Source organism: Vogesella mureinivorans (assembly GCF_007644035.1).
In the GTDB taxonomy this organism is placed as follows: domain Bacteria; phylum Pseudomonadota; class Gammaproteobacteria; order Burkholderiales; family Chromobacteriaceae; genus Vogesella; species Vogesella mureinivorans.
Window position 1 is genome coordinate 1 of the sequence record NZ_VMTV02000450.1, and the last position, 275, is coordinate 275.

Here is a 275-nt window from a genome sequence, read left to right on the forward strand (position 1 = left end):
TCGTCGTATTCCATTAATGCACGTGTGATACCGTGACGGATCGCACCTGCTTGACCAGAAATACCACCACCTTTAACAGTGATGTATAAATCTAATTTATCTAATAACTCAACTAATTCTAACGGCTGACGAACTACCATGCGTGAAGTTTCACGACCGAAGTAAACGTCTAAAGAACGTTGGTTAATGGTAATGTTACCATTGCCCGGTTTGATAAATACACGAGCTGAAGAGCTTTTGCGGCGACCTGTGCCGTAGTTTTGATTTGCTGCTGT

General features: G+C 42.5%; 1 protein-coding gene. It reads right to left on the reverse strand.

Annotation, left to right across the window (positions count from 1 at the left end; genetic code table 11):
• Positions 1 to 215: 30S ribosomal protein S9 (gene rpsI, locus FLQ44_RS11480; protein WP_439144927.1), on the reverse strand; the 215-nt coding region annotated here is incomplete at its 3' end.
• Between the last annotated feature and the right edge of the window lie 60 nt (positions 216 to 275).